Consider the following 21,883-nt stretch of genomic DNA (forward strand, 5'->3'; position numbering starts at 1 on the left):
CTACATGGTCGGGAGTGAGGTGATGTCGGCGTAGCGGCCGTGCTGTGGTTGCCACGTCAGGTCGAGCGTGATTGGAACGATCGGCTCGGTGTCGACCAGCCCGGCTATGGCTTCGTACATGTCCGGGTCGAGGGCATGCCGTGCCCAGTTCACGAAGGGCGCGTAGTACGGGTGGTAGACGACCACCACGCGGGCCCCGGCCCAGGGCAGCGACCTCGTGAAGCGGATGGACGATGCCGGGCTGTCCTTCGACCGGGTAGAACCCTTTCGGAATCAGCCTTGACCACCGGCGCACTCGGGTACCCAGGGCGCCCGCGGCGATGACAACCTCGGCGCCGACCGCGGCGGGACGCCCAAGGGTTGTTAGCTTCGGCGGATGCTTGTGCGGGTCACCGGGGTCCTGATCGAGGACGGTCAGATCCTGCTGCTGAACCAGGACACCGACACCGGACGGGCGTGGAGCCTGCCCATCTGACGTTCGAGACCCGACGGGTCGGCGGCGTCATCGGTGACGTGACGGTCGGCGTCGACACCCGACCCATCCGCGGCGTGGCGTTCGTGAAGCTCTCCGACCTTTCCGCACACGGGTTCAGTGACCGCTTCGCCGAACTGGCCGCCAATGGCTTCCCCGATGCCGGGTCGTACCAGGGTGCCAAGGCCAACATCGGGCTGTGACGACCGGGCCGTCACGCGCGTCCACGATGATCTGATCCAGTTCGGTGACGCTGCGGACGCGGTTGTCCAGTGCGGCGATCCACCCGGCGAGTCGCACGCCCACGACCGGGACCGGGACGGGCCGCGCGTCATGCAGGGACCGGGCTGGTGATGTCCCCGGAGGCGGCGTCGCCGGGCGCGGGTGCGTAGCAGATCCGGTCGCGGCCGTCGGCCTTGGCCGTGTAGAGCGCCCTGTCCGCTCGGGCTACGAGCATCTCCAACGTCTCGGCGTGGTCCCAGGTCGCCAGTCCTGCCGAGAATGTCTGACCCATGGGGGTCACCGGGCGCAGGCGTTCCAGGACGACGGCCGCCTCTGCGGTCCCGGCACCGGGCAGCAGAACGAGGAACTCCTCGCCTCCGTACCGGGCGAGGACGTCGGAGTGGCGCACCTGCTCGTTCCAGGCGGCGGCGGCCTCTTTGAGCAGGCGGTCGCCGGCCGGATGGCCGTACGTGTCGTTGAACATCTTGAACCGGTCAAGGTCGATCATGCCGACGCTGACCGGAACACCATTGGCTTTGCATTTCCCGAGTATCTGGGGCACCTCCTGTGCCCAGGCCCGCCGGTTGGGCAACCCGGTCAGCTCGTCGCGACGCGACATCTCGTGCACGACCTGCGACTGCCGTTCGGCTTGTTTGAGAAGCTGGGTGAACCTGCTCATGACGAGCAGGAACATGGCGGCTGATCCGATGGCGATGGCGTACCCGTCGACGATGTCGCCGGACACCTGCTCAGCGATCATCAGACCGGGTGAGATCAGCACCGCCCCGGTCAACAGGACCAGTTGGGCCCGGCTGATCTGCGACACGGCCGGCGCGGCCGGTCCGTCGTCCTGGACGCCCGTTCGGACGGTGGCCGAGGCCAGCAGCGCGAACGACAGCAGGTAGCCGTAGTTGATCAATCGGTCGGTCAACCACGCGTTGACCACGTTCTCATCCAGCAACGGCAGAACGACCCACAGCCAGTCGCCGGCCAGGTACAACCCGATCGCCGTGGCGACGATCAGCGGTGCCCGCCGGCCCTGCCGGCCGCTACTGCGCAGCAACAGGATGGTGAGGGCCAGCAGGAGAAGGTCACCGACCGGATAGGCGACCGCGACCACCCGGACCGACAGCAGCGTCGTCGCGTCGCGCAGCACCGGGGCGATCGCGTAGGCCCACAGGAACAAGGCGATCCCGACCGTCACGGTGAGCGCGTCGACCACGGCCGCCCAATCGGTACGGCGGCGCAGCTTGCGAATCATGAGTACCAGCCCTGCCGCGGCGGCCGGGTAGAACGCCAGATAGAACACGTCGGCGATGTCAGGGCCGTCGCCGGGGAACCAGTCGGTGTCCAGCTCGGCCGGTATCGGGCCGACGGCGGCGGACAGCACCCCCACGGTGACGAGTGCCCACGGCCAGCGCTGGTGGACGGGCATGCGCCGCAGCCCGGCGAGCATGGCGATCCCGCACGCGAAACTCAGCCCGGACTGGAAGCCGATCTCCCATCCGACGCTGCGGGGCGTCGCCAGGTACAGCACCCCCACGGCGACCGCCCCAGCCGCCCGGACCCGCCACCCGCGCCATCCCACCAGCCCATTACACGTTCCGCCGCCCGGTGATGATAAAGAGATCGACAAGAATCCGGACGCTGGGGCCAGTCGGCCGACCGGGTGGAGGCCCCGCTCCCGACGTGGCGCCTGCGGTGGCGGTCGACTCCTGAGACCGGAACGCTGTGGAGGCTGGAGAAGACCGGCGGACAGTGCTCCGTTGCGGTCAAGCCGGACGGATGGGGGTGGGCGGCGTGGCGACAGACAGGTTCGTGGTCGGAGTGGACGGCTCACCGGCGTCGGAAGACGCTCTCGAGTGGGCGCTGCGCGAGGCCCGCCTACGGAAGCTGCCGCTGAGCGTTGTCGCGGCATGGTGGCCGCCGGGTGAGCGGGCGAGGATCGAGCAGCCGGAGACGTTGACATCCGTCGAACAGCTCCGCGTCGGCATCCGTGAACGGCTCGTAGCCACAGTCGACGCGGTCGCCCGACGCACAGGCGTCACCGATGTCGTGGTCGAACCCGCGGTCGTCTACGGGCATCCGGCTCAGACGCTCGTTGCGGGGCGGTGTGCTCCATGCGGTGCTCACGTGGATCGCGCCGTACCAGGCCACCTCCGTGTGGTCGCCGCCGCTCCCGTCGAACACAGTGTGGTCTAGGGACCCGCCGGTCCGGTACTGGTAGCGGCGGCCAGTGACGCCGACATGCTCGTTGTGGGGTCCCGCGGTCGTGGCGGATGGAAGGCGCTGTTGCTGGGCTCGGCGTCAACGCATTGTCGTCGTCAATGCGCCCGGTCCGGTCGTGATCGCCCGCGAAGCTTGAACCCGACCCTCATGTGGATCTGTCGAGCCATTCGATCATCCACAGCCGCACCGCGGCAATGGTCGCGATGACGGCGATGAACGCGGCTAGCGCAAACAGCCCTACCCCGGCGGCCGTCACTGCCGCGAGGAACGCCGCGAGTGCGGCCGGTCCCCGCCATACGTGCGCCCGCGAACCCGTGCCGGCGAGGCTGAACCGGGATGCGAACTCGGGGTCGTCCGTCCTGAGGCCGGCCTCGATCGCAGCGAGACGCCGTTGTTCGCCTTCGGACAGCATGGTGCCTCCTCACACTGGCTCATATCGGCCCGAGTGGGGCCGCCCGGTGGTGTCGGACCGATCGCAACGTGGACACAGCGACGCGTGTGGCCGGTCGCTCAGACGCCATCGTGGGATGCTCAGACCGCAGTGCTCGCAGGCGCCGTAGCGACCTTCAGCGATGCGCTGGAGGGCGTGGGCTGTGTCCGCGAGCGACGAACGAGCGGACGCGATCGATGCGGCGGTCGTGTCATCGCGGCTGAACCGGTACCGGCTGGTGAGCTGGATCAGTCGGTCTGTCTGCCCTTGAAACTGCGCCTCCAACGCATCGCGCAGTTCGTCTGACTCCTGTACACCTCCGTCTGGCCGGTACGACGTGGCACTCGTCATGGTGGCCTCCTCGGTTGTTCGGCCCTTCCCGTACCACGGTCCGTCGCCGTGTACGGACTCCGCAGTGCCCTGGACCGGCCAACGTCGCGCCGCGCGTTTGCCGGCGGACGGCAATCACGGCGGATCCATCCGGGATGCCGCTGCCACCGACCGTTGAATCGGCCGCCTTTCATGACAGCCCGAATCGTGCCTGCCGATCGTCGGCAAATACAGTGGCGGGAGATCGGTGAGGAGGTGAGCGACGTGGCGACTGCTGGTCGGAGACGCCGGACCGCTTCCACTGCGACGGCGCAGGAGGCGTGGCTGGTCGAGGTCGCCGCTGGCGCCAGCCGCGACGCCGGCGGGGTGCCGGTCGCCCTGCTCGGTGACTACCTGCCTCTGCTGGCCGACGCGGCCGTCACCGGGCGACGGCCCGGGCGCGCGGAGCTCGACGCCGTCGGCCGGCTCGGTCGGCAGGCGGCGGAACAGGGCATCTCCGCCGGACGGGTGGTGCAGCTGTACCTGTCGGCGGCCCGGCGGCTCTGGCAGGACCTGCCCATCGTGGTCCGCGACCGCGACCGTGACGCCGTCCGCGACGCCGCGGCGGCGGTGCTCCACGTCATCGACGACGCGGTGGCGACGCTGGCCGAAGGCTACGCGGTGGCCCGGCGCGATCTGGTCCGCCGAGAGGAGGTCCTGCGCCGCGACCTCGTCGACGACCTCCTGCGCGGCGACTCCGACCTGGGCGGGCTCGTCGAACGGGCCGAACCGTTCGGGCTCGACCTGGCGCGGGTCCACCAGGTCGCGCTGGCCTCCCCCGGCCGGCGGCTGCCCGACACCGACACCGCGATCAGCGCCCTGGAAGCGGTCATCTTCGAACGCCTCGGCGATCGCGACGTCCTCGTCGCCACCAAGGACGGTCTGCTCGTGGTCCTGGCACCGGCCGACCCGACCACCGCCGGCCGGACGACACATGCCGACGACCTCGGACACCTCATGTACCGCGAGCTGAACCGGCTTCGTCGCGGCCGTCCCTGGCGGGTCGCTGTCGGCCGGGCACACGCCGGTCTGTACGGCATCGCCCGCTCCTACGAGGAAGCCCGTGAGTCGTTGACCCTCGCCGGGCGGCTGAACGTCAGCACCCCGGTCGTCGACGCGCACAACCTTCTGATCTACCGCGTCCTGCTCCGCGACCAGCCCGCGATGGTCGACCTGGTGTCCGCTGTCCTCGGTCCACTGGCCGAAGCCCGCGGCGGCGCGCAACCACTCATCGACACCCTCGACGCGTACTTCGCCACCGGCTCGGTGGCCACCGAGTCGGCGAAAAGGCTGCACGTGTCGGTACGGACCGTGACCTACCGCCTGGAACGGATCAGGACGCTCACCGGATACGACGCGACCGACCCCGAGCACAGCTTCACCCTGCACGCCGCGGTGCTCGGAGCCAAGGTCCTCAACTGGCCCACCCAGCCGCTACCCATCCAGGGGTGAGGCAGGGCTGGTAGCCGGCAACCAGCACACCGATGGCGACCGGCACACCTGCGCGTCCGTCCTGACAGGCCGAACGGCTTACGCGGCCGCCGCGGCAACCAGGCCGGCGGTCCAGCAGGCGACCCGTTCGACCGGCCACCACCGACCACGTCGGAACGCCGCCACGACCCCGATCACGTAGACGACGGCGGCGGCCGACAGGACGACACCGCACATCCAGGCGGCCCAGGACGATCCAGCGGCGTCGTGCATGGTCAGACGCCGACGGCGGGACCGTAGAAGAGACCATCCGAGACCAGCCCGATCGCCGGCGTCGACCTGTCGTAGAAGTGGTGCCAGTGCAGCACCTGGTGGAAGACCGCCTCGTCGACGAACGCCGCCACCCCCAGGCACAGCAGCGCTCCGGACAACACAGTGCGACCCGTGGCGGCCGACGCTCCGGTCGCCGGCGTGAGAGTGGGAGCAGTGGAAGACATCGACACCCTCCGACAACGCGGTCAACGGTCGCGTGCCTACCCGGACCCGATCGGGTGAACGGCAGCCGGACGCGGGCACCCCGACCGGTCTGCACATGAACTCGGCGACCATCTCCGCCGCGATGTCATCGTGACGGCGAACGCTTCCAGGCGCGCAGTCCGGTCAGCCATACCCGGTGCACATGGGTCGCGCGAGGATCCGTTCGTCGCGGACGACGATGTCCATGGCGACGCGAGACATCGGTCAGAGCCATCCCTGCTCCTGGGCGTGGATCAGGGTCTCCGTGCGGTTGCGTTTGCCGAGGCGAGCGTAGAGGTCACGGAGCAACCGGAACATCATGCGTTCGGAATAGCCGGAGCGGCCGGCCAACTCGGCGACGCTGTCGCCGCGGGCCAGTTGTCGCAGCCAGGAGATCTCATCCGACGACGGTGTCCGATCCGCGTCCGCATCGGGCCGGCCCTCGACCCGGGTCAGGGCCCGGAGCACGTCCGTCGGGATCAGGCTCTTGCCGTCCACCGCCGCGTCCAGGACAGCGCGAAGCGTGTCCGGCGATGCGTCGCGGGGAATCGCTGCCACGGCACCGGAGTTGAGGGCGCGAACGTAGGCTGCGGGCTGCGGCCGGTCCAGCACCGCGATGACGCCGTTGCCGGGCGCGCCGCGGCATACCTCGTCCAGGGTCGCCCAATCGGCCAGTGCCTGCACGGTGAGGACGACGATCCGCCGCTCGGGCACGGCGGCCCAGGACACCACGTCGTCGGTCTCCTCCGCGCCGTAGCCCGCGGCGGTGATCGCCGCGATCATGCCATGTCGGAGCAGTGGCAACGGATCGACGACGGCGACCCGGAGAACCATCGCCCGATCTTCTTCCACTCGCCGGGCGTCCGCCAGCACATCGCCGGGCATGTCAGCGTCGTGCCGCGGCGGTGCGGCATACCGCCACCGTCAATGCGTCATGGACCTGCCCCGTGAGCCGGACATAACGTCGCCGAAGGCACTCAGTGTGATGTCCGGTGAACAATTAGCGATCGGTAAGCCATATGTTCCATCGGCGGTACTTCGGGGCCAGCATCGATCCCGACGGCTCCTTCGGGATCGTCGGGATCATCGTCAGCGCGGCACTCGTCCTCGTGGGGGCCGTCCTGTTCCTGGCGTTGTGCAGCTCAGGGCAGCAAGAACAACGTCCGGGACCGGGGCAGCCGGCGTCCCCAACTGCTTCACCAGCAGGGTGACCGATTCCACGACGCCGGGGGCCGAGGTGACGGCCCGAGCCGCCTGGAAGGCGATGACGGCGTCCTCGATGAGGTCCGGACGATCGACGGGCGACGCCAGCGCCATCCCGGTGAGAATCAGTCCCTGCAGGTCCAGCAGGTGGTAGTCGCGGCCCGGCGACGTCGGCAGGAGGCTCAGTGCGCCCTCGAACGCCGACAGCGCCGCAGGCTTGTCGCCGGTGCGGAGTGCGATCGCGCCCTGCAGGGCCAACCCGTCGACGGTCGGATCGTGCCGGACCGCGATCCGGACGGCGTCACCGGCCGGCCCGAGTTCGTCCCGGCACATTGCGATCCGCGCGAGCGCCTCGTGAGCGCTCCGGCGCAGCCCCTGGTGTCCGAGTTCCTCCGCGATGCGGCCCGCATCCTCGGCCGCACCTGCGGCATCCGCCCAACGCTCCCGCATGGTGAACATCTCCGCCTCGTGAAGGTGGACCTTCCCGAGCTCCACGGTGAACGGGGCGGTTTTCGCTATCTGTTTCGCCCGCGTCACGCAGCCGTCGGCCGCGTCGGGCTCGTCCAGACAACTGTGGATCAGCGCGCGATAGGTCAGGATCTCGATCCGCACCCGTGATGCGTTACCCGCGTTGCGTTCGAAGGCGAGCGGCAGCAGGCGCCATGCCTTCCCGAACAGGGCTCGCGCGCCGGCGAAGTCTCCCACCCGCATCCTGACCGCGCCGAGTTCGGCGTGGACGGCCGCTCGCGTGGTCGCCGGTTTGCCGATGAACCGCAACGGAATCGTCCGCAGCGTCCGGCGGTAGTACCCGACCGCCTCTTCCGACCGGTCCTGTTCGAGTTTGGCCGATCCGATGGTGTACAGCAGCCGTGCGGTCTCCCCGCCCGGAAGCGCGCGCCGCAGGGCCGCGGTCGCGTGGTCGATCACCTCATCGGGGCGTTGCTGTCGGCTGAATGCCCACGCCAGCGCGCAGCGACGGCGATACTCACCGCGCCACCACAGCTTGTCCTCCAGTAGCTCCAGGCGCCGGATGATCATGCTGGCCCGACCCCAGCGCATCAGATGTCGCTTGTTCACCGCCCTGATGCGAGCCATCGCCCACCGGTACTGCCCCGCCTGGATGCGAAGATCGATCTCGTTCAGATGGTTGTCGAGGTCTTTCGGGGTGGCGACCCTCTTCCGCGGCGTGCGGTGGCGGGCGAAGTGGTCCGCCGCGAGCCGGCTCAGGGCGACCCGGGTGAACCTGCGCGTCGGCGCGACCAGGTCGGCCCGACCACCCTCGGCGATGGTGCTCATTACGGCCCTCTGGTCATCGCGTGGCGGCAGGAAGAAGCCGCCGCCGTTGCGGCGGATCAGCCGAAGGCGGTGCAGCCGGAGCATCCGGCCGGCGCTGTACGGCTCCGGCACGTGCGGGCGCAGCAGATCGTCGACCGCCGCCGGGCTGACCGGCCGTCCGTAGATCGCCAGAGCCTGCAGGATCTTCACCTCTGCCGGTTCGATCTTCTCCAGCACCGCCCGGCGGACGTCGTCCATCGCGTCCCGGGTGGTCTTACGGCGAAGCTCGTCGATCAGGTCGTCGACGCCGAGAGCCGGCGCGAGACTCAGCAGCGCGAACAGCAGCTCCAGCGCTCGCGGCCAGCCGTCGACCACGCGGCACAGCTCGGTCACCGTCGTTGGTGGCTCCCGGGTCAGACGCCCCTCGCCCGTCGCGTCGAGTTCCAGCAGAAATCTCCGGTCGTCCGGTTCGGTCAGGCCCTCGGCCAGGCTCAGCGCGTCACAGAACTCCGGTACCCGGTCGCGACCCGAACCCCCCGGTTCTCCAACGAGAATCAGACGCACCCGGTGGTCTCTGCGCCCAACCAGGCGGTCAATTACTTCGCGCAGTTCACGGTCGACGAACCGGGCCTCGCGGTCGAGCAGCTCGTCGGCGTTGTCGATGACCACGCAGACGCACCGATCGCCGAGGCCGTCGAGGACGAGATTGAGAACGTCACGCCATGGCTGGCCCGACCGCTGCGCCGCCCTCACCACGCGAGCCTCGTCGCCGTCACGCAGCATTTCCGCGACCGCGGTGACGAACCTCTCCGCGTCGACCGGTCGGAGTCCGAACGCCGGAATGTAGACGAAGCTGCGGTACTCCGGCGCGACACCGGCTTCCAGTTCGGTACGGAGTTTGGCCACGACACCGGTCATGCCGATGCCGCTGCTGCCCTGCAGAAAGATGTGCCGTGCGCGCGGGTCGGTCAGGAGCCGTACCAGTTTGTCGAGGTAGGGCTTCCGGTCGTGGATGTCGTCACCGGTGACCTCGCTCGGTTGGCCGAAGCACTTGAAGTCGGCGTCCGTGTCGTCGAGGGGTTCCGACAGCCGGACCGTCGCCAAGGCGATGAGCTCGTCGAGATCGCGTAGTTCGGCGTCGAGGCGGTCATGCTCGGCCGGCGCCGCGCGGCGGCGCTCACGCCGGACCGCGTCTCGCCGGGCGACGAGTACGCGCAGGCGCCGCACCGGCTTGCTCGCTTCATCCAGGCGTCGATCCAGCTCCTTCCACCCGTCCCTCCCGTCGACGGCGTCCAGTCCGACCATCCACCGCGGCCGCGCGGACCTTACGTCGGGGACGATCGCGATGACGTCCGCTCCCGCGGCGACCGCGTCCTCGACCTCGACCGGTCGCACGGCGTCGGCGGCCCCGGTCGTCACGCAGAGGAGAACGGAGGGTCCGCCCGGTCCCTGCCCACGCCAGGGCTGAACCGGCAGCGGAGACCGCTCCAGGTACTTCTCCAGCTCGTACGCCAGCCATGTGCTGTCCGGCGTGTGTGTCAGCGCGACCTGGAGGTGACCGGACCGCTCGTCCGTGGTGGGCGTCGGCTGGGCCCTGCCGACGAGCGCGGCCAGCTCGGCGGCGTCGGGTAGCAGGCCGGACAGCTCGCGGCGGAGGGCGGCGACGGGGATTCCCTGGTTGTACTCAGCGAAGCCACGCAGCGACTCGTCCGCGTCGCCGGTCTGGTGGATCGCGACCCACTGCAGGTCCCGGCCGAAGCAGGGCGCCCCGGACGAACCCGGCTCCGTGTTGGTGCGGTACCGCACCCGCGTGCCGTTGGGGTTCGTCCCGATGACGGCGTCGGTGTCGAAGACCACCACCATCGGACGCCCCGCCGGATGCTGCACGATGTGCAGGGCGGAGGACGAGTCGAAGTCGTAGTCCTCGTCGGGCATGGTGATCCAGCCGCGCGGCACCCACCGGTCTCCGGTCGGGCCGCCGACCGGTGCCTCGCCGGGACGCCCGTCGACGCGCAGCAGTGCGAAGTCGAGCTCACCGGCTTCCGGATCACGGACCGGGTCGGCCTGCCGGTCAGCGGCGCTGCTCGGGCTGAACGCGACGCACCAGTCGGACGCGAGCCGGTACGGCGTGCCGGGCGTCAGTTTCTTCCCATCCTCAAGGTAGGCATGGTCGAACAGCAGGGTGACCGCCGACGGAGGGACCTTCTTCTCCAGAACCGGCCGGACAACGTGATGATTGGTCAGCACCAGGTCGGGTCCCACGAGGAACCCGGTACCACGCTCCCGGTGATCACCCCGGCCGAACTCGATCCGGCAGATCTGCCCTTCCAGTTCGCCGAGCCTCGCCCGCCAGTGGGCGATGTTGTGCTCCGACCCGATCCGCCTGACGTGCGACTCCAGCTGGCGCACCCGGTCACCGTGGCGGTCGATGACCTCCGGGCCGAGATTGTGCCGGGCGCCGAACGCCTGGAGACCAGCGTCCTTGGGGTCGGCCGCCCGCACGGCCACGAGCAGGGGCCGCCACCACAGGTCGGCGTTGGCGGTAGTGACGAGGTCGGAGATCGCGTCGTCGACAGACTCAAACGGCGCGAGGGTCCGACGCAGCCGGTGGTGCACCAGGCTCTCCAGCCGATCCCGGGGAAAGGCCGCAACGAGCAGGTCGGCGAGGACCGCGCACTCGTCCTCGGTCAGCCGGTCGCCTGCCATCCGAGGCTCCCTTCTCGCACCAACGAGTACCGTACGGGTTACCGTCGGTGATCAGCAAGGCATCGACGGAGGTGGCAGATCACGGACACATCAGGCCGGCCGGGGCCAGCCATGGTGTGCTGCTGCGATGAGTCGTACGCGCTACGGCGGCTGGGGAGCGCCCCTGGGCGACGTCGACTTCGCTCAGGCGCTGGCCGCCGCCGGGGTGGCTGCCGCCGCGGGCGAGCCGACGCTCGCCACGTTCCGGCACAGGGTCTCGGACGTCGGCCCGGCGCACTATCCGTGGCGTGATCCGGCTGCAACAGCCGGATGGAACCCGCACGCGGTGCCACCCGCACCTCGATGGGCGCAAGCGTGGCGGGACGCCACCGGCTGGCCCCGACCGATTCTGGCCGTGGATCTGGATCCGTCCGATCCGCAGGAGGTGTGGATCGCACGGAACCTGAATCACTGCGCTGACGCCTACATCCCCATCGAGGCCACACGCCCGGCCGAACCATGGCGCTTTCCGATCCGGGTCGGTGTACTCGGTGACCACGACGGACGGACCTTCCTCGAACAGCTTCTGCCGTCGATCGACCTGTCGCCATGGCGGGGCGATCTCATCGAGCCGGTGGTCGTCGGACGCGAGCGGGTCGCCTGCGACATTCTGATCCTGCCGGGATCCGCACGCGGGTCGATGAGCTCCATCGACAGGACGCGGGAGATCCGGACCGGGGCGGTCGTCGTGCCCGGCGACACAGGGGCCTGGTCGTCGGAGATGCTCGCGCACCTGGCAGCGCGCACCGAGGCCTGGTCGATCGGTATTCAGCCGACGCCCGTGTCCGCCGAGCCGTTGATCGAGATCTGCCGGGAGCTGTCCCACAACCGTTCCTTCGACGAGGCGTTCCGGACCGTCTTCTGGCCCGACGGAGTGGTGCTCGCCGACCGCGAGTCCATTGGGCAGACAGGTACCGTGCGGCGGGCGCACACTACCGCCGCCCGGCTCCGCGAGATACCGACTCCTGCGAACCTCGACCCCTCCCACCTCACGCTGGCCGACGAGTTCACCGACGTGGCGACCTCCGGTGTCTTCGAGAGCGAGTCCGGTGACGCGACGGCCCTTCTCGAACTCGAGCAGCGGGCGGCCCCTTACCTGCGGGAATGGGCCGGCATGCGCTCCCTGCAGGCCCGGATCACCGATGCCCGGCGACCCGGCGAGGCGCTCGCCCGTTTCAAGCCCGGCACCCGACATCACATCGACGTCTTCATCGGCTCACACCGACGGGACTGGCTACGGCCGGACGCGACCTTCCCCGAACAGCGGGGAGCGCTCCGACCGCGGCCGCTGACCATCGTCCTGACCGAGAACGGCCTACTGCAGACGCCGCAGGCACGCGAGGTCGACCTGCCCGTACTGGGCGACAGCGGCACAGTGACCTTCGAGCTCACCACCCGTCCGGAGACAACATCCGTGGACGCGCGGCTGATCGTCCTCAGCGGGGGGCGCATCCTGCAGACCGCGCGACTTCCGACCTCCGTCGGGCCGGCCGAGGTCTCCGTGGAACCGGTCGCGCGTCCAGAGGTCCTCATCAGCCCACCGACCGCCGAACTCGACGAACGTCGTTCGTTCGACGCCATGGTGTTCGCCGGTACATCCGCCGACGGTCAGACGCGGCTGACCACGATGGTCGGAGACGCCGCCGCGACGGTCCGGTTCACCGGCGACGCCGTCGCGAAGGCGACGGCGAAGATCCGGCGCCGGCTCGCCGAGGTCGTGATGGCTGACCAGCAGACCGCTGGCCTGGCCGAGCCCGCGGCGGTCGAATTGCTGATCTTCCTCGCCTTCCACGGCAGCCTGCTGCGAATGGCGATCGAACGGGACGTGGGTGGACTCACCGAGTCTCTACGGAGGTCGGAGTACCTGCAGATCGTCTCGGCCGAGGCGGAGGCGTTCCTGCCGCTCGAGCTCGCGTACGACTTCGAGCCTCCCGAGGAGACGGCCGAACTGTGTCCACACGCCGTCGAGGCGCTCAGCGTCGACGAACCCGGGTCCGCGTGCCCCGGCCCGCACACCGGCGACATCGTCTGTCCGTTCGGTTTCTGGGGACTGTCCAAGGTCATCGAGCGGCAGGCGTTCCGGCCGGGCGTCCCGGCCGGGGACCAGTTCCAACTGCGCGGCAGCCCGGCCCGCGACCGCAACCGGATCCCGCTCGGACCGATCGTGTTCGCCGCGAGCGACCGCGTCGACAGTTTCGCGACCGGCACGCTCGAGTCGCTGCTCACGACACTGCGCCGCGAATCGCCGACCGTCCGGCAGGTCGCGGCATGGAAGGACTGGCCGTCGGCCGTCGCGGAGTGCCGCCCGGCCGTGTTGATGGTGCTACCGCACACCGTCCACTCGGATCTCTTCGACGGATACGGCCTGGAGATCGGCGCGAACGCCCGGCTGTGGTCGCCGCAGATCAACCGCGACCTACTGCCGTCCGACCGACCGGTGATCATCGCGTTTGCTGGGATGCCAGACGGCGTGCGCGGGAGAGATCGGATACGAGGAGTTTCCCGGTCTTCTCCGCGGTGCCGGGGCGGAGGTCGTCATCGCTACCCTGACCGAGGTACTGGGCCGGTACGCGGCACCGGTCGGCGCCTCTCTGATCGAGGAGATCTACCGGGCGTGCCGACGCGAGCCGCACGGACTCGGCGAGGTCATGCTGCACCTGCGTCGACGCCTGCTCGCCGAAGGCAATCTGACGGTTCTCTCACTGGCGGCGTTCGGCGACGCCGACTGGCTGATCACCGCCGACGGTGTTCCGTGCTGACCCTCCACCTGCTACCGGCCCGGCACGGCGACGCGCTACTCCTGCAGTACGGCACCGGGTCCGACACGCATTCGGTTCTCATCGACGGCGGCCCCAGCAGTACCGTGACCCGACGGGCGATCACCGGTGCCCTGCACGACGTTCACAGCCTCGACCTGCTCGTGGTGACGCACATCGACGCCGACCACATCACCGGCGTGCTCGATCTGTTCGAGCGTGCGGGTCTCCCCGCGCGGGTGGACGATGTCTGGTTCAACGGCTGGGATCACCTGCCGAGCGACAAACTCGGAGCCAAGCAGGGCGACCGGCTCAGCGCGGCCATCCGGCGCCGCGGCCTGTCGTGGAACGGCGCCTTCGGCGGCGAGGCGGTCATGGTGCCCGACGCCGGCCAGTTACCCGTCCGCGAGCTGCCCGGCGGCCTCCGGCTGACGCTGCTCTCCCCCACCCGCCAGGCACTTGCCGATCTGCGGCCGGTATGGAAGAAGGAGGTCGAGAAGGCCGAACGGGAAACGGCCGCGCGGACGCGTCCCCCACAGCCGGACCGGCTCGGCGACGAGCGGTTGGATCCCGAGTCGCTGGCCATCACCCCGTTCGACAGCGACGATTCGGCGGCGAACGGCTCCAGCATCGCGTTCCTCGCCGAGTACGAGGGCAGTGGTGTGCTCCTCACCGGCGACGCGCACAGCGGAATTCTCGTCGCCGGGCTACGCCGCCTGGCCGCCGAACGCGGCAAGCTACCTGTGATCGGCGCGCTGAAGGTGCCGCACCACGGCTCCCGATACAACGTCAGTACCGAACTGATCAATGCGATCGACTGCGGGCGCTTCCTGTTCTCCACCGATGGCACGAACTACGGACATCCCGACGCCGCCGCGATCGCACGGATCGTGACACACAGGACCGGCAGCCGGCTGGAGTTCAACTACCGGACATCGGTCATCGAGGGTTGGCAGTCCCGGAGGCTGAAGCGGAGATTCCAATACGAGATGGCGTTCGGAGAGGTCGATGGCCATCTCCGGGTAGATCTCTGACCACGCTCGCACGCGAGGCAGGCGGTTCGGATCGGGCGACAGGCACGACGCGATGGTCGCCGCCGGGGCGATAGTCAACCACTGACCCGTTCCGCGGACGCCCGGTCACGAGCCGTACGGGTGGTAGCCCCGGACCCAGCGTCGACGGGTGTCGTCCCATCCGTGTTCGGTGACGGTGTCGGGGCTCTCCCCCGCTGCGGGGGTGGTCCAGCGCAACGGTTTGTCCTTGCTGCCGATGGTGTAGGTGACGGCTTTGCCGTTGACCGAGGCCTTGATGACCAGGGACCCGGAGTACCTGTGACCGGGCTGGGACTCGATACCGATGCGGACGTTCGCGAAGCCCTTCTCGCTCAACGTGATGGATCCCGGGCGCAACACGTATGCGGGCTTGGGATCCTCGGTGTCACCCCCCGCCACCACGTCCTCCCACACCCGCGTCTCCCGCTTCACCGTGTCGACCGTCACGTTGTAGAACGTCAGCGCACCGCCACCCCACGCGCACTGGACCCACGTGCCGGATCCGGCGGGCCGCAGCGTCCGCTCGTAGATGAGCACGTCGATGCTGTTCACGACGATGAGGTCGGGCTCGCCCGCCTCGATCGAGAAGTCGGTCTGGGGTTGGCTGTAGTAGAACGTCGGTGTTTCCTTGATCCATAGGTCCCAGTCCAGGCACTGCGCACCGGGGCTCTGGAATCCGGGCGGCGTGGGCAGCCGGTCCGGCGGGCCGTCGAACCAGAACCTGTCGATCGGGGCGCCCTCGACCGTGATGCGGGCCAGTGACGCGGGAGCGGGCATCGTGCAGGTCACGGAGATGTTGACACCCTGCGCGTTGCAGTTGCCGGTGATCGTCCCCGGCGACGCGGCGATTCCCGAACTCTGCACCGGCGGGTCCGGTGGTGACGCGGGTCCACAACCGCTGACGACGACGGCCACGGCCGCCGCCAGCGCGACCGCACGTCGTCGCGGCGTGTACTTCACGATGAGCCCTCCTCAGCAGCTGACGGTGACGTCGGTGCCCTGCCCGTTGCAGTCGCCGTTGATTTCGTTGACCTGTGGTGCCGGCGGCGGCGCCGGGTCGGGCGCGTCGCAGGCGGCGAACACGGCCAGGCCGATCCCGACGGCGGCACAGATCCCGCCGACACCGGCCCACCAGCCCTTGGCCAGCCACGCCTTCACCTTCACGTGCCATGGATCGGGTGCCGGTGTCGGGTTCGTCGGTGATGGGTTCGGGGAAGACACGGATGCTCCGATCTCAGAACGGTTGGAAGTCCCTCACCCAGCGACGGCGTTCGGCGTCCCAGCCATGGTGGTTCGGACCGGTCGGTCCGGCCTCGCTGTCGGTCGGGGAGATCCATCGGAAGGGCTTGTCGCGGGAGCCGATGGTGTAGACGGTCTCCTCGCCGTTGACCGAGGCGGTGACCACCATGGCGCCCTCGTACTTGTAGGCGGGCAACGACGAGACGCCGATCCGGACGGTGCTCTCACCCACACCGCTGAGGCTGATCGTCCCCGGAGGCAGTTCGTCGGTCCGGTCTTCGGCGTCGGGGTCGGGCCCGAACTCCGCGAACTCCTGAACGGTCGTTCTGCGGGTGGCGGTATCGACGTCGGCCAGGTAGAAGGTGTTGGACCCGCCGCCCCAGTTGCACTGGACCCACGTGCCCGATCCCACGGTTCTCACGGTGCGTTTGTAGATCGCCATCTCGATCTTGCGGATGACGATCTGGTCGAGCTCGCCGGTCTCCAACGCGAAGTCGATGGCGGGGTTCTCGAAGTAGATCCGCGGCGTGTCGCGGAGCCACTTGTCCCAGTCGGTGCAGTGGGCACTCGCCCTGTCGTAGGCGGGCGGTGTCGGAAGCTCAACGGGCGTCCCGTCGAACCAGAATCCGAGAATGGGGGCCGACTCCGCGGTGACCTTGGCGCGGGACTTCGGTGCGGGCAGGTTGCACGTGACGACGATGTTGACGCCTTGGCCGTTGCAGTTGCCGACGATGGCGGGAGCCGAACCCGCCGAGGTCGATGGCGGAACTGACGCGGCCGGCTGTCGACCCGTCGACTCGGAAGCCGTCGCCGACGACGAATCCGTGATCGCTGCGACGGCGGGGTCTGCGACCGGGAGCGGTCGACGACGAAGAACCCGAGGCCGAGGACCAGAACGGTCAACCCACTCAACGGGACAAGGAACTGGGGTCGGCGGACGAAGCCGGATGACATGCTTCCGGACACGACTAAGGGCGTGTCTCAGGTGGTGGTCTTCGCCCATCGGCGGTAGCTGAGTAGGGCGCAGCCGAGGTCAGCGAAGGCTTGGAAGTGTTCGGCTTTGCGTTCGTAGCGTCGGACGAGGCGGCGGTTGTTGAGTAACCAGGACAGCGATGATTCGACGACCCAGCGGTGGCGGCCGAGGCGTTGCGAGGACTCGACGTTCTTGCGGGCGATCCGGACGGTGATGCCACGTCGGCGGATCTCGGCGCGTAGCGCTGGAATGTCGTAGGCCTTGTCGGCGTGGAGTTTCCCGGGTCGGCGCCGGGGATGCCCACGCCGGCTGGGGATCGGCGCGAAGGAGTCCAGCAGCGGCACCATGACCTGCGAGTCGTGGACGTTCGCGGCGGTGATCAGGACCGCGAGCGGGATACCGGTGCGGTCGCAGAGAACGTGGATCTTTGAGCCCGGTTTGCCGCGGTCGACCGGGTTTGGCCCCGTCGCATCCCCCTTTTCTCTGCCCGCACCGCGATCGAGTCGACCATCGCCCGCGACCAGTCGATCTCCGAGACCACGTTCAACCGGGTCAGGAACGCGGCATGCAGCCGTTCCCACAGCCCGGCATTCGTCCACTCGCCGAAGCGGCGGTGCACGGTGGCCCGGCTGGTTCCGAACATCGCCGCCGGCAGCGTCCGCCACGAACAGCCGGCCTGGACCATGTACACGATCGCCGCCAGGACCGCTCGATCGCTGGCCCGTGGGGTTCCACCGCCTTGCGGCCGCGGCGGCGGCACCGGGATCAACGGCTGCGCGACCTGCCAGAAGTCATCCGGCGCCCAGGTACGGACCATGTCCTCGATCACGAATAGACAATCTTGCCGCAGGTGGCAGCCTCACCACCTGAGACACGCCCTAAACCCTTCGACGGAATGCGTCGCGACGATCGCGATGGCGACTACCGGCGGTCAGCATGGCATGACCGTGCGGACGGAAGAGCCACCGTGACCCACTTTCACCCGTCGATGAAGGACATGTGTCGGACCCGGCTGTTCCGGGTGACCGTCCGGCCGGGGGCGCTGGGTTATTCGTCCCCAGGAGAAACCCGACCGGTGCGGACCTATCCCGCCGCCTTACCGGTTCGGTTCGGCATCGGTGACGGATGACCGACCCTGGTCGGGGAACGATGGATCCTCGGCGGGGCGCTTTGCTTGGGACGCGAACTGGTGCCCTGCCAGTGGGGAAAGAACGGGCCGCATCTTTTCCTGTGAGGTTCAGCATGCGGTGGTGCCGGACGGTGTCGGTGCCGCAGGCACCTACCCGTTCCTGGTCGCCGGTCGAGCGGAGAAGCCAGTGGTCGCCGCGTCACCGCCCGCCGCGCCGGGCGAACCAGTGCCAGGGGTCACCGGTCAGTCCTCTGCCGCGTCCGGCAAGTGGCGCCCTGGCTCGCCGCGGCGTTCACCTGCGCGGCGGTCCAATTTGGAAACGGTGCCGCAGACATTGTTACTTCCGCACTGTTTCCTCTTGCGGCGCGCCCGAAAGGACCGTCTCGGCATTCGTCGGCTGCAATCATTCTGGACGTCACAGCGCTTCCACCGTGCTATCTTGGAATCGACATGCGGCTACCTTTGAGCACAGATCCGGCCGCACTCACCGGCTACGGAGGTTCGAAATGACCATCCTGTCGGAGTCGAAAGCCTATCTTCGTTGGGCAGCGGGTCTGCGGGAGTCACTGCGAACCGTGCGTCCCCTGGACTATCCGCATGAACAGATCCTCATGCGGATCGACAGCCGGAAGCAGTTGTCACGGCTGCGTGCCTGCGCGAAAGAGCCCGAAACCGTCGAGTGGATTCATGCCAACGTCGTACCGGGTACCGCATTCTTCGACGTCGGCGCGAACGTAGGCGCCTACTCGCTGGTTGCGGCCGCGGCGGCCAAGGGTGAGTGCACGGTGTTCGCCTTCGAGCCCAGCTTCGCGACGTTCGCCGCGCTGTCGGAGAACATCGCGCTCAACGGCCGGGGTGACGTGATCACACCGCTGCACGTGGCACTCGGCCGTGAAACAGCCATCCGCGACTTCCGGTACTCCAGCATGGTTCCCGGCGCCGCTCCACATAATCTGCAGGGGTCCACTCCCGGTTACACCGACGCCTGGCCGCTCACACGCACCAGCCTGCAAACCATCTCGTACCGGCTCGACGAGCTCGTGACGCGGTTCGGACTGCCGTACCCGGAAGTCCTGAAGATCGACGTCGACGGCGGTGAGATCAGTGTGCTCTCGGGCGCCGAAGGGTGCCTGGCGGACCGCCGGCTCCGCACCGTTCTCGTCGAGGTCAACGAGGAGCTCTATCCCGACGGCGAGTTGCACGCGCTTCTCGGGACGTTCGGGTTCACGGAGACCGACCGCCATCGCGAGAGGCGGGCCGACGTGCCGGATCACCAGTACAACAGCGTCTTCTTCCGCTGAAGGGCCTCGGCTAGACGAAATCGTCGATGCCCAGCCGGAGCGCTCGTCGCACCTGGATGGCCAGAACGACGAAAGCCACCACCGTCCACCCGGCACCCACGCAGAGCTCGGCGATCACCTCGTCCACCCACGGTTTCCCCTCAAGTCCGTTGCGCACCGCCTGGAGTCCGTGGCTCACCGGCAGGATCGTGCCCACGGCGTCGACGACCGGGATCCGGCCGGGCGGCAGGAAGACGCCGCTGGCCAGAAGAACGCCGAAGCTCACCGCGTTCGTCGCGAGCAGATCGGCCCGGCGTCCGACCGCGAGCAGGGTTGCGGCGAGCGTTGCCGCGCCGGTGGTGCACGCCATCAGAAGGTAGACCGGAAGCCACGGCAGAAGCGCCACAGTGGTCGAGGTTCGGCCCGTCACCACGCCGACCACCACCATGGCCACGGTCGCCATGGCGGTGGCGACCACGGGATACGGCCAGCAGCGCGCGGCCACGATCGCGAAGGGGTGCACCACACCGCTACGGATCCGCGCGAAGGTTCCCGCCCACTTGTCGGCCATCGGGACCTCGCCGACGTCCGTGCACAGCACCGCGATGATGAGCGCCGCGCTCCCGACGTACGCGAACTCCTTACCGTCGGGACCGCCCAGTACCGACCCCAGGACGGTGAAGAACAGCGCCTGGACCACCGCGCGTGGCAGGAGTGCGGTCAGCAGGATCACCGGCGGGTTCAAGGTCAGGAACTCCGTCAGTCCGAACCGGCTCACGGAGAGCAGACGGGCCACGGAGTCAGTCCAGCGCGAGCCGACCGGATTCGCGGGCATTTCTCACCACCCGCTCGAACATCCACACCGCGACAACCCCGTAGACGACCGTCAACCCGGCCAGCGCCGCCAGTTCACCCGTGCGCACCGATCCGCTCGCGGCGTGAGAGATGAACGCGCTCGCCCACCGAAGGCTGATCAGAGACGACAGCCATCCGAACGGCCCCGGCAGTACGTCGGCCGGTATGAGCATTCCACCGAGCAGGTAGATGGGGTACATGAGTGCCCCGGACAGCTGGGCCCCGTACGGAGTCTGGATGAACAGGCAGGCGAGCAAGGTGCCGAGGACCGCTCCGGACAGCAGGGCCGCCATCGCGCCGACCAGCACCCAGCCGGGTCGCTCGATGCGGACCGGCGTCCGGATCAGCAGGAGCGTCGCCGCCGCGGACGCCGCGACGACCACGGCGGCGTGTGCCAACGCACCCAGACACTTCCCGAACAGGATCAGGTACGCGGGATATGCGCCGGTCAGCGACGCCGTCAGTGTGCCCTGCATCAGGTCGCTCCGGAGGATTCCGCCGGCCATCCAGATGGTCGTGTTCCACAGCACCATGAGGATCACCGCGACGACGATCCGGTCGGCGCCGGCCGGGCCCGACGGCGACGCGACCCGCAGCGTGACGACGAGCAGAACCGCCGGCTGAATCATCCCGAGGACGATCAGGCCCGGGTTCAGGCCCTGCTGCCGCACCTGCATCGTCGCGGCGGCGAGCATCACCCCGCCCACTCCGCCCATGCGGTATGCCGTCATCCCGTCGTCCGCTGATGGAACTCGGAATAGACGTCCTCGAGCCGCACCGGGGCCACGTCGACGTCGACGACCTCCACGGCGCCGAGCAGGCGGCTCAGCCCGCCGAACGAGTCGGGGCTCCAGTCCTTCACCGTCATGCGGGCTGTCCATACGTCACCGTCGACGGTGACGTCCGGATCGAGTCCCGCGATCTGGCCGGTGGACGGGCGCGCACCGCGACCGCGTACCGTCACGGTCGCCACGCAGTCAGCGGTACGGGCGAACTCCGCGACCGTCATGTCGCCGACGGTCGTCCCCTTCCGCAGCACGACGACCCGGTCGGCGAGCCTCTCGACGTCGAGCAGGAGATGGCTGGTGAGCAGGACGGAAACACCGCTGGATCGCAGGTCTCCGATCACCCCGCGCACCCGCTCGGCCTCGATCGGGTCGAGCCCGGTCGTCGGCTCGTCGAGGAGGAGCAGGCGCGGCCGGCCCAGCAGCCCGATGGCCAGGTGGAGCCGCTGACGCATGCCCTTCGAGTAGGTCTGCACGGCCCGATCGGCGGCGTCCGCCAGACCGGCCTCGTTCAGCGCCGCGTCCACCCTGTCCTTCAACCCGCGGCGCGGTGATCCGTTGATCGTGGCGAGGAACGTCATGTTCTGCCGGCCGCTCAGCCGGACGTACAGACCCCGGTCACCGCCGAACACCACGGCGATGTCGGACCGGACGGCACGCGGTTCGCGCACGACATCGTTGCCGAACACGCTGACGCGCCCGGAGGTGGGCAGCAGGAGGGTCGACAGGATCCGCGTGAGCGTGGTCTTGCCCGCGCCGTTGCCGCCGAGCAGTCCGACAACCTCTCCCGGGCCGATCGTGAAGCTGACGTCCCGTAGGGCGTGGACCTCCTGCCCATCGGCTCGGAACACCCGGCCAACGGCATCGATCTCCACGGCCGCCACGGGCGGTCACCTCCCGGCTCTGCGAGTGCTGCACTCAC

General features: G+C 69.0%; 18 protein-coding genes and 1 pseudogene. 5 read left to right on the forward strand and 14 right to left on the reverse strand.

Annotated elements, in window-relative coordinates; genetic code table 11:
• On the reverse strand, positions 1-189 hold the full coding sequence (locus tag Voc01_RS37920) for a hypothetical protein (RefSeq protein ID WP_203932515.1): 189 nt from the start codon (positions 187-189) through the stop codon (positions 1-3).
• Between the two features lie 267 nt (positions 190-456).
• Here Voc01_RS37920 and Voc01_RS37925 point away from each other — a divergent pair, with 267 nt between their 5' ends.
• On the forward strand, positions 457-675 hold the full coding sequence (locus Voc01_RS37925; RefSeq protein ID WP_203932516.1) for a hypothetical protein: 219 nt from the start codon (positions 457-459) through the stop codon (positions 673-675).
• A 128-nt stretch (positions 676-803) separates the two neighbouring features.
• Here Voc01_RS37925 and Voc01_RS37930 read toward each other — a convergent pair whose 3' ends face one another.
• Complete coding sequence (locus Voc01_RS37930; protein WP_203932517.1) at positions 804-2,330, reverse strand: GGDEF domain-containing protein; 1,527 nt, start codon at positions 2,328-2,330, stop codon at positions 804-806.
• 149 nt (positions 2,331-2,479) lie between these two features.
• Here Voc01_RS37930 and Voc01_RS54820 point away from each other — a divergent pair.
• A pseudogene (locus Voc01_RS54820) lies at positions 2,480-3,130 on the forward strand (universal stress protein).
• Here the strand turns inward: Voc01_RS54820 and Voc01_RS37945 are convergent.
• The gene (locus Voc01_RS37945) at positions 3,069-3,335 is read right to left on the reverse strand and encodes a DUF3040 domain-containing protein (RefSeq protein WP_203932520.1); all 267 of its coding nucleotides are present in this window, start codon (positions 3,333-3,335) and stop codon (positions 3,069-3,071) included. The pseudogene Voc01_RS54820 and the gene Voc01_RS37945 overlap by 62 nt on opposite strands.
• A gap of 612 nt (positions 3,336-3,947) precedes the next feature.
• On the opposite strand from Voc01_RS37945, the gene Voc01_RS37950 reads away from it, so the two are divergent.
• Positions 3,948-5,174 carry a PucR family transcriptional regulator gene (locus tag Voc01_RS37950; RefSeq protein WP_239160793.1) on the forward strand — a complete coding sequence of 409 codons (1,227 nt, stop codon included), beginning with the start codon at positions 3,948-3,950 and terminating at the stop codon, positions 5,172-5,174.
• 78 nt (positions 5,175-5,252) lie between these two features.
• On the opposite strand, the gene Voc01_RS37955 is transcribed toward Voc01_RS37950, so the two are convergent.
• The 4 genes from Voc01_RS37955 to Voc01_RS37970 all read right to left on the reverse strand — a co-directional run bounded on the left by Voc01_RS37955 (position 5,253) and on the right by Voc01_RS37970 (position 10,853).
• The gene (locus Voc01_RS37955; RefSeq protein WP_203932522.1) at positions 5,253-5,426 is read right to left on the reverse strand and encodes a hypothetical protein; all 174 of its coding nucleotides are present in this window, start codon (positions 5,424-5,426) and stop codon (positions 5,253-5,255) included.
• A gap of 2 nt (positions 5,427-5,428) precedes the next feature.
• Positions 5,429-5,587, reverse strand: a complete 159-nt coding sequence (locus tag Voc01_RS37960; protein WP_239160794.1) for a DUF2243 domain-containing protein — start codon at positions 5,585-5,587, stop codon at positions 5,429-5,431.
• Between the two features lie 307 nt (positions 5,588-5,894).
• Complete coding sequence (locus Voc01_RS37965) at positions 5,895-6,554, reverse strand: helix-turn-helix domain-containing protein (protein WP_203932523.1); 660 nt, start codon at positions 6,552-6,554, stop codon at positions 5,895-5,897.
• Positions 6,555-6,758: 204 nt separating this feature from the next.
• Positions 6,759-10,853, reverse strand: coding sequence for a trypsin-like peptidase domain-containing protein (locus Voc01_RS37970; RefSeq protein WP_203932524.1), 4,095 nt, complete (start codon positions 10,851-10,853; stop codon positions 6,759-6,761).
• Between the two features lie 127 nt (positions 10,854-10,980).
• On the opposite strand from Voc01_RS37970, the gene Voc01_RS37975 reads away from it, so the two are divergent.
• On the forward strand, positions 10,981-14,682 hold the full coding sequence (locus tag Voc01_RS37975; protein WP_203932525.1) for a ComEC/Rec2 family competence protein: 3,702 nt from the start codon (positions 10,981-10,983) through the stop codon (positions 14,680-14,682).
• 105 nt (positions 14,683-14,787) lie between these two features.
• Here the strand turns inward: Voc01_RS37975 and Voc01_RS37980 are convergent, their stop codons facing one another.
• The 4 genes from Voc01_RS37980 to Voc01_RS37995 all read right to left on the reverse strand — a co-directional run bounded on the left by Voc01_RS37980 (position 14,788) and on the right by Voc01_RS37995 (position 17,729).
• Positions 14,788-15,660 carry a hypothetical protein gene (locus Voc01_RS37980; protein ID WP_203932526.1) on the reverse strand — a complete coding sequence of 291 codons (873 nt, stop codon included), beginning with the start codon at positions 15,658-15,660 and terminating at the stop codon, positions 14,788-14,790.
• 12 nt (positions 15,661-15,672) lie between these two features.
• Positions 15,673-15,864 carry a hypothetical protein gene (locus Voc01_RS37985; protein WP_203932527.1) on the reverse strand — a complete coding sequence of 64 codons (192 nt, stop codon included), beginning with the start codon at positions 15,862-15,864 and terminating at the stop codon, positions 15,673-15,675.
• A gap of 70 nt (positions 15,865-15,934) precedes the next feature.
• Positions 15,935-16,942: a hypothetical protein gene (locus Voc01_RS37990; protein ID WP_203932528.1), complete on the reverse strand. Its 1,008-nt coding sequence runs from the start codon at positions 16,940-16,942 to the stop codon at positions 15,935-15,937.
• A protein-coding gene (locus Voc01_RS37995; RefSeq protein ID WP_373873920.1) for an IS5 family transposase occupies positions 16,921-17,729 on the reverse strand; the annotation gives its coding sequence in 2 pieces (ribosomal slippage) (positions 16,921-17,390 and positions 17,390-17,729; 810 coding nt in all). Before Voc01_RS37995 ends, Voc01_RS37990 begins: the two co-directional genes overlap by 22 nt.
• Positions 17,730-18,547: 818 nt before the next feature.
• Here Voc01_RS37995 and Voc01_RS38000 point away from each other — a divergent pair.
• Positions 18,548-19,342, forward strand: a complete 795-nt coding sequence (locus Voc01_RS38000; RefSeq protein ID WP_203932529.1) for an FkbM family methyltransferase — start codon at positions 18,548-18,550, stop codon at positions 19,340-19,342.
• Positions 19,343-19,352: 10 nt separating this feature from the next.
• Here Voc01_RS38000 and Voc01_RS38005 read toward each other — a convergent pair whose 3' ends face one another.
• The 3 genes from Voc01_RS38005 to Voc01_RS38015 are packed head-to-tail and all read right to left on the reverse strand — an operon-like array spanning position 19,353 to position 21,812.
• A complete protein-coding gene (locus Voc01_RS38005; RefSeq protein WP_203932530.1) occupies positions 19,353-20,117 on the reverse strand; it encodes an ABC transporter permease in 765 nt (254 codons plus the stop codon).
• 4 nt (positions 20,118-20,121) lie between these two features.
• Positions 20,122-20,907: an ABC transporter permease gene (locus tag Voc01_RS38010; RefSeq protein ID WP_203932531.1), complete on the reverse strand. Its 786-nt coding sequence runs from the start codon at positions 20,905-20,907 to the stop codon at positions 20,122-20,124.
• Complete coding sequence (locus Voc01_RS38015) at positions 20,904-21,812, reverse strand: ABC transporter ATP-binding protein (RefSeq protein WP_203932532.1); 909 nt, start codon at positions 21,810-21,812, stop codon at positions 20,904-20,906. Before Voc01_RS38015 ends, Voc01_RS38010 begins: the two co-directional genes overlap by 4 nt.
• Between the last annotated feature and the right edge of the window lie 71 nt (positions 21,813-21,883).

The sequence above is a fragment of the Virgisporangium ochraceum genome, from assembly GCF_016863655.1.
Taxonomy (GTDB): Bacteria; Actinomycetota; Actinomycetes; order Mycobacteriales; family Micromonosporaceae; genus Virgisporangium; species Virgisporangium ochraceum.

Bases quoted from the DNA above. Each gene is read 5' to 3' on its own strand.
- Voc01_RS37945 (WP_203932520.1), bottom strand. From the start codon at position 3,335: ATGCTGTCCGAAGGCGAACAACGGCGTCTCGCTGCGATCGAGGCCGGC.
- Voc01_RS37955 (WP_203932522.1), bottom strand. From the start codon at position 5,426: ATGCACGACGCCGCTGGATCGTCCTGGGCCGCCTGGATGTGCGGTGTC.
- Voc01_RS37965 (WP_203932523.1), bottom strand. From the start codon at position 6,554: ATGCCCGGCGATGTGCTGGCGGACGCCCGGCGAGTGGAAGAAGATCGG.
- Voc01_RS37970 (WP_203932524.1), bottom strand. From the start codon at position 10,853: ATGGCAGGCGACCGGCTGACCGAGGACGAGTGCGCGGTCCTCGCCGAC.
- Voc01_RS37975 (WP_203932525.1), top strand. From the start codon at position 10,981: ATGAGTCGTACGCGCTACGGCGGCTGGGGAGCGCCCCTGGGCGACGTC.
- Voc01_RS37990 (WP_203932528.1), bottom strand. From the start codon at position 16,942: ATGGGCGAAGACCACCACCTGAGACACGCCCTTAGTCGTGTCCGGAAG.
- Voc01_RS38000 (WP_203932529.1), top strand. From the start codon at position 18,548: ATGACCATCCTGTCGGAGTCGAAAGCCTATCTTCGTTGGGCAGCGGGT.
- Voc01_RS38010 (WP_203932531.1), bottom strand. From the start codon at position 20,907: ATGACGGCATACCGCATGGGCGGAGTGGGCGGGGTGATGCTCGCCGCC.